The sequence below is a fragment of the Streptomyces sp. MS191 genome, assembly GCF_008042125.1.
Taxonomy (GTDB): domain Bacteria; phylum Actinomycetota; class Actinomycetes; order Streptomycetales; family Streptomycetaceae; genus Streptomyces.
Genome location: NZ_RDBI01000072.1, coordinates 1 through 2,692, shown reverse-complemented (window position 1 = coordinate 2,692; position 2,692 = coordinate 1). Strand labels below are relative to the sequence as shown.

Annotated in this window: 2 protein-coding genes and 2 pseudogenes; 3 read left to right on the top strand and 1 reads right to left on the bottom strand. The window is 71.5% G+C overall.

Annotated features, from left to right (window positions below; all coding sequences use genetic code 11):
- Nucleotides 1–160: 160 nt before the first annotated feature.
- Nucleotides 161–1,015 carry an EamA family transporter gene (locus EAO71_RS33145; protein ID WP_410094235.1) on the top strand — a complete coding sequence of 285 codons (855 nt, stop codon included), beginning with the start codon at nucleotides 161–163 and terminating at the stop codon, nucleotides 1,013–1,015.
- Here the strand turns inward: EAO71_RS33145 and EAO71_RS39365 are convergent.
- A pseudogene (locus EAO71_RS39365) lies at nucleotides 940–1,314 on the bottom strand (EamA family transporter); the annotation flags it as partial. The gene EAO71_RS33145 and the pseudogene EAO71_RS39365 sit on opposite strands and share 76 nt — an antisense overlap.
- Before the next feature lie 198 nt (nucleotides 1,315–1,512).
- Between EAO71_RS39365 and EAO71_RS33135 the strand changes: the two are divergent.
- Together EAO71_RS33135 and EAO71_RS33130 are read left to right on the top strand one after the other, a co-directional pair.
- Nucleotides 1,513–1,698, top strand: a pseudogene (locus EAO71_RS33135) (helix-turn-helix domain-containing protein); the annotation flags it as partial.
- 132 nt (nucleotides 1,699–1,830) lie between these two features.
- A complete protein-coding gene (locus tag EAO71_RS33130) occupies nucleotides 1,831–2,688 on the top strand; it encodes a LysR family transcriptional regulator (RefSeq protein WP_147981530.1) in 858 nt (285 codons plus the stop codon).
- The last annotated feature ends 4 nt before the right edge of the window (nucleotides 2,689–2,692 follow it).

Sequence of the window (2,692 nt, the reverse complement as noted above, 5' to 3'; positions counted from 1 at the left end):
ACGGAGACGGCGGCGATGTCCTTGACCGGGCTGTCCACCGGCTCACTCCCTCGGATAGTGCATTTCGGATAGTGCATTTCACTGGACTACCAGTCCAGAATAATGGACTCGTCAAGTGAAGTCCCACTCTCACGCTACGAGCCCGTGCGCGCCACGTGAAATGCCGATTGGGCTGCGGTTATGCTCCGGACGCATGGGCCTAGAGCTGCGCCACCTGCGCGCCTTCCTCGCCATCGCCGAGGAAGGCAACGTGACCCGGGCCGCCGCCCGCCTCCACCTCACCCAGCCCGCCGTCTCCCGCACGCTCGCCGCCGTGCTGCTGATCGTCTGCCGGCCCAGGGTCCGCGGCTACCGCCGCGCCGACTGGGGCACCATCGTCGCCTTCGGTGCCGCGATGGCCGGCATGAACATCCTCTTCTACCAGTCGGCCGACCGGATCCCGCTCGGTGCCGCGGTCACCCTGGAGGTCCTGGGTCCGCTGCTCCTGTCGGTGATCGCCTCCCGCCGGCTGATGAACGTGCTGTGGGCGGGTCTCGCCCTCGGCGGCGTCGTCCTGCTCGGCGGCGGCGGCTTCGACCGCCTCGATCCCCTGGGGGCGGCGTTCGCGCTGGCCGCCGGTGCGATGTGGGCGACGTACATCGTGTTCAGCGCCCGTACCGGGCGACGCTTCCCGAAGGCGGACGGGCTGGCGCTGGCGATGGCGTTCGGCGCCGTCCTGTCGCTGCCGTTCGGCATCGTGGAGGCCGGCGACAAGCTGCTCGTCCCGTCGACGATCGGGTTGGGCCTGGCTGTCGCCCTGATGTCCTCGGTGCTGCCGTACACGCTGGAGCTCCTCGCGCTGCGCCGGCTGCCTGCCCCCACCTTCGCGATCCTGATGAGCCTGGAGCCGGCCATCGCCGCGACCGCCGGGTTCCTCGTCCTGAGCCAGGCGTTGTCGATCACCGACAGGAGCAGCGGACCCAGGACCTCCAGGGTGACCGCGGCACCGAGCGGGATCCGGTCGGCCGACTGGTAGAAGAGGATGTTCATGCCGGCCATCGCGGCACCGAAGGCGACGATGGTGCCCCAGTCGGCGCGGCGGTAGCCGCGGACCCTGGGCCGGCAGACGATCAGCAGCACGGCGGCGGCGAGGACGAGGCGCAGGGTGACGACCCCGAGGGCGCCGGCGCGCGGCATGAGCAGGACGGCGACCGCCGATCCGAACTGCACGGAGAGCCCACCGGCGACGACGAGCGCGACGGGCCCGAGACGGGTGGCACGGGAGGAAGCGGCCCCCGTCGCGGCGGCGTCGGACGCGGAACCGGACGCGGGCACGGAACCGGGCGCCGACACGGAATCGGACGCGGGTACGGAGACGGCCTCGGGTACGGAGACGGCGGCGATGTCCTTGACCGGGCTGTCCACCGGCTCACTCCCTCGGATAGTGCATTTCACTGGACTACCAGTCCAGAATAATGGACTCGTCAAGTGAAGTCCCACTCTCACGCTACGAGCCCGTGCGCGCCACGTGAAATGCCGATTGGGCTGCGGTTATGCTCCGGACGCATGGGCCTAGAGCTGCGCCACCTGCGCGCCTTCCTCGCCATCGCCGAGGAAGGCAACGTGACCCGGGCCGCCGCCCGCCTCCACCTCACCCAGCCCGCCGTCTCCCACGGAGACGGCGGCGATGTCCTTGACCGGGCTGTCCACCGGCTCACTCCCTCGGATAGTGCATTTCACTGGACTACCAGTCCAGAATAATGGACTCGTCAAGTGAAGTCCCACTCTCACGCTACGAGCCCGTGCGCGCCACGTGAAATGCCGATTGGGCTGCGGTTATGCTCCGGACGCATGGGCCTAGAGCTGCGCCACCTGCGCGCCTTCCTCGCCATCGCCGAGGAAGGCAACGTGACCCGGGCCGCCGCCCGCCTCCACCTCACCCAGCCCGCCGTCTCCCGCACGCTCGCCGCCCTGGAGACCCACCTCGGCGCCCGACTCGTCGACCGGTCGACGCACCACCTCTCCCTCACCCCCGAGGGCCGCGCCTTTCGCGACCGGGCCGCCTCCGCGGTCGCCGCGTTCGACGCGGCGATCGACCCCGCCCGCCTCCGGCACCGGCCGCTGCGCCTGGGCCACGCCTGGTCGGCCTTCGGCCCGTACACCACACCCCTCCTGCGCCGATGGCAGCGCGAACACCCCGAGACGCCGCTCGAACTCCTGCGGATCGACGACCGAACGGCCGGACTCGTACGCGGCGACGTGGACGCGGCGCTGCTCCGCGGCCCGGTGGACGCGCCCGGGCTCGCGACGGAGGAGCTGACCACGGAACCCCGGGTGGCCGCACTGCCGGCCGACAGCCCCTTGGCGGAACGCCCGGGGCTGACCCTGGACGACCTGGCGACCGAGACCGTGGTCCTCAACACGGTCTCGGGCACGACGGGCCTCGACCTGTGGCCGCCAGGGGCTCGCCCCGGCGGCACCCTCACGGTCGGCAACACCGACGACTGGCTGACCGCGATCGCGGCGGGCCGGGGCATCGGCGTCTCGTCCGTCTCGACGGCGGACATGCACCCCCACCCCGGCGTGACCTACCGACCCCTGACGGACGCACCCCCCATCCACGTGGTCCTCGCCTGGCGGGACACCTCCCCACACCCGGCGACCCCGCTCCTGGTGGCCCTGGCCCGCGAGCTCGCGAGGGAGGAGTGAGGGG

What these genes read in the sequence shown, in the direction of transcription:
- EAO71_RS33130 (WP_147981530.1), top strand. Translation starts at nt 1,831, where the DNA reads ATGGGCCTAGAGCTGCGCCACCTGCGCGCCTTCCTCGCCATCGCCGAG.
- EAO71_RS33145 (WP_410094235.1), top strand. Translation starts at nt 161, where the DNA reads ATGCCGATTGGGCTGCGGTTATGCTCCGGACGCATGGGCCTAGAGCTG.